This window comes from Streptomyces pseudogriseolus, assembly GCA_002154585.1.
Lineage (GTDB): Bacteria > Actinomycetota > Actinomycetes > Streptomycetales > Streptomycetaceae > Streptomyces > Streptomyces pseudogriseolus.
Genome location: MUNG01000241.1, coordinates 387 through 4,259 on the forward strand (window position 1 = coordinate 387; position 3,873 = coordinate 4,259).

The 3,873-nt window shown below is 71.7% G+C and carries 1 protein-coding gene; it reads left to right on the forward strand.

Translation table 11 applies throughout. The features are described from left to right. Positions 1-3,815, forward strand: a 3,815-nt coding sequence (locus CCN29_RS21745; protein WP_086683856.1) for a BTAD domain-containing putative transcriptional regulator, incomplete at its 5' end; no start/stop codon positions are given. Positions 3,816-3,873 lie beyond the last annotated feature (58 nt).

The following is a 3,873-nucleotide window of genomic DNA, read 5'->3' on the forward strand; positions in this document are numbered from 1 at the left end:
TCGTGCCGTACGAGGAGACCGGCGCCGGCGCCGGTATGCCGCTGCTGGTGCTGGAACCGGATCAGCGCTGGCTCGCGAACTGGGCAGCGCTGGTCGCCGCGCCCGGCGGGCAGAACTTTCCCGGTTCGGTGGGATGGCTCGGCGGGCACGCGGACACGACGGACCGGGCGGACTTCGCGACACTGTCCGCGGAGGAGCTGGTGTTGCGGTTCCGTGCGTCGGCGTCCGCGGCGGCCGTGCGGCTGGCCGGGCATCTGGCGCTCGGACGCCCGGATCTGCCGGTGATGCGCCTGGTGCAGGCGGTGCTGGAGCCGCAGCCGCGCCCGCAGCATCTCGCGGAGGTGATCCTCAGCGGCATGCTCACCCAGGTCCCCGGGCCGCCCGGAAGCTACACGTTCCGGCCCGGCGTTCGTGAGCTGCTTCTTCGAAGCCTGCCGCGCACCGCTCGCCGGAGCACCAGCGACTTCCTCTCCCGGCTGGGTGCGCTGATCGACGACCGGGCCGGTACGGCGGCCGGCGAGATCCGGGCGACGACCCCCTCGGCGGCGGGGACGCTCACACAGACGCGCAGCGAGCCGATCGCGACCGTGACCGAGGAGACGCGAAACCGGCTGACAGGGAGGCCGGAGCGCGGTCGGCTGCTGAAGAACCGGTACGTGCTCGGTGAGGCGGTCGGCCGGAGCGGCGTCCTGTGGCGCGGTGAGGACGTCGAGACCGGTGCGACGGTGGTGGTGTCACTGTTCCCCGCGCACAGTGACCCGGCCCGCGTGCAGGACTTCGTCCGGGATGCGGAGGGACTGAGGACGGCGCGTCCGCCGAATGTGGTGGGGGTCCACGACTACGGGGTCGACGACCGCCATCAGTACGTCGTCATGGAGAACGTGGACGGCATCGCGCTGGAGTCCTTGCTGTGGTCCGGCAGTCTGCGGCTGCCCGCACCCCTCCTGGTGTCGACGGTGACGCAGTTGGCCCGCGCGGTCGCCGCGATGCACGAAGCAGGGGTCCCGCACGGCGGTCTGGACACCAACCGGGTGATGCTCCTGCCTGACGGCGAGGTACGGCTGACACTCCTGGACCTCGGCCGCCGGGGCGAGGGACCGTTCAGAACCGACTTGCGCACACTCGGCCATCTGGTGTTCAGACTGGTGTCGAGCAGCTACCCGGTCACCCGGCACGCCCTGTCGCCCGATCAGCTGGACGGACTGCCGGAAGCCGTTCGCCCTGCCTACGCCCAAGCACTCCGGCTGCTCATGTCGGACGTCCTCGAGGACCAGCGGGAGGGCTTGCACGAGCTTCGGAGCGACGTCCATGTCCACCATGCGCGCACAGCGCACGCTCCTGTCTCCTACTCCCTCCTGGGCCGGGTCTCCGCCCGTCGCGGCTCGGAGCGTCCCCTGGCCACCGGCTCACCACAGGAGCAGGCGATGCTGGCCATGCTGCTTCTGCACCACGGCCGCAAGGTCTCGCATGCCGAACTGGCCGAGGGCATCTGGGGCCCCGAGGGGCCGGCCGGCGATCCCGAGCTGCTGCTCCGCACCTACGCCTCCCGGCTGCGCAATGCCCTCGGCCCCGGCCTGCTGGCCGCACTGTCCGACGGGTACGCCCTCCACACCAGCGCCGACTTCGTGGATGTCCTCACCTGCCAGAAGCTGGTGGAACAGGTGGAGCGGCAGCGGGTGGCAGGCGACCTGACCTCCGCGCGCACCACGGTCGACGAGGTGCTGAGTCTCTGGCACGGCGAGGTGCTGGACGGCGTGCCGGGTCCCGCCGCCGCAACCGCCCGCTCCCGCTTCCAGCAACTGCGTCTCACCCTCGCCGCCACCCGCGCGGAGCTCGACCTCGAACTGGGCGCTTTCGAGCGCGCCACCACAGACCTCGAGGACCTGCTCCGCACCCACCCGCACCGGGAGGACCTGCGTCGCCTTCATCTGCTTGCGCTCCAGCGCCAGGGCCGGGCGGACCGAGCTCTCGAGGAGTTCGAGGCGTACGAGGACTCGGGCGGCGACAACCCCGAGCTGCTGGCCATGGGACACGAGCTGCGCGATGCCTTCAGGGATGAGCGGCCCGACCTCAGTCTGGAAGAGCCGGCGTACGAGGAGGACCCGCCGCTGCTGGGTGGGGACGAGCCGGACCGGCTGCTGATCGAGGCGGTCGCGGACGTCGACCCTCCGGAGACCGAGCAGCACGACTGCGCACGCTTCGAGTTCACCGAGGGCCGGCCCCCCTCCATGGCGATGGCAGCACTGCTCCGCATGGTCAGGGATCTGGCGGCGGCCGGTGGCCTCGCCCGGGACCAGTACCAGCTGGTGCGATTCGGATGGGGAGTCACCGCGCGCATGGAGCCGTACGTGGACGGGGCACCCCTGCTGCGGGCGACGCTGCACGGACTCGCCGAGCATCAGCCCGCCTTCAAGGACCTGGGCCTCGCCGTCTCCTTCTGGCAGGCGCGAGTGAGGGGAGACAGCGAGGTCTCCGGCGACCGGCCGGACTCCGAGCTGGTCAGGGCGGTCCTCTCCGCCTCCGACGCGCGCACGGTCGTCGCACTGTCGGACTTCTGGCACGACGTGGAGATCGTCGACGGCGAGGCGGCCGACCCGCGCGACTTCCACCGCTTCCCGGGAGGCGGCGGGTGGTACCGGCTGTTCGGGCCGGTCGCCGGTGTGCCGATGCCGGCGGAAGGACGGGCGGTGCGCGGACCGTTCCGGCTGCCGTACGACGGGGAGACACCTCGGCCGGTCGACGACGACCATGTCGTCGTCCTGGCCCTCGACGAAGGGCGGCTCGAAGCCGCGGACGCGCCCTCCGTCCGGCAGACGCCGCCCTCCCTCCGCGCCGGATGGCGCTGGTTCGAGGTCGACCTGCGGGAGCGCCGGCTGCACGGGGTCGGGGTGCCGGCGGTTTCGGTGTCGTGGCGGGTGGAAGACCCGCTCGCCGCCGCCAGAAATCCCGGGCTGGACCTACCGGCCTTGGTGGAGGACGTACTCGCCACGGCGGCCCGCCGCGAGGACGACCTCAGAGCGACCCTGGCTGACTGGAGAGTGCCCGGATACGCGCTGCTGTGGTCACTGCCCCGACCTCCCGGGCGCGCGGAGATCCGGTCGGGCATGGCGCGCAGCACACCGCAGGAATTGATGCGTCACGCCTACGCCGTGCTGCTGGGCTTCGACGAGGTACTGGCGCGCCTGTACCCGGAGGACGAGGAGCGGGAGGTGCTCCGGAAGGTCGCGGGAATGCTGCTGGAGGAGCGGAACTCCGTACAGGCGCCGACGGGGCATCCGCTGCCGTCGAGGGGGCCCGGGGACGGCGCCGACACCCTCAGTCTGCTGCGATCGTTCGCAGGGCACGAGTTGGCCTTCACCGCGTGCAACGAGGTGGATGCGCACGATACGCGGGCCGCTCAGCGCGCCCGGCCCGCTCCTCACTCCCGTGAGCTGCTGCGGGAGCTGGCCGCCCGCCGGGTCCCGCTGACCGTGGTGAGCGACCGGTCCGGGCGCGCCGTCGAGCTGTTCCTCCGGCACAACCAGCTCATCGAGCACGTGCACGAACCGGTGTACGGCCGGTCGGCCGACCTCTTCGAAATGATGCCCCGTCCGGGCCTCCTGCTGAAGGCGCTGGGAAACCTGGAGGCGCCAGCCTCGGAATGTGTCCTGATCGCCTCCACCACCGCGGAACAGGAGGCGGCCCGAGCCATCGGTCTGCCGTTCATCGGTTACGCGCCCACGAACACGACGCGGCGTCACCTCCGCGCGGCCAACGGGGACGTACGGCTCATCTCCAGTCTGGCCCCCCTCGTCGACGCCGTCCGCTCCCGCTGACCTGACGTCATATGAGCCGCCGACCGGCTCCCCCCGTTCGGCGGCTCATATGACGTCA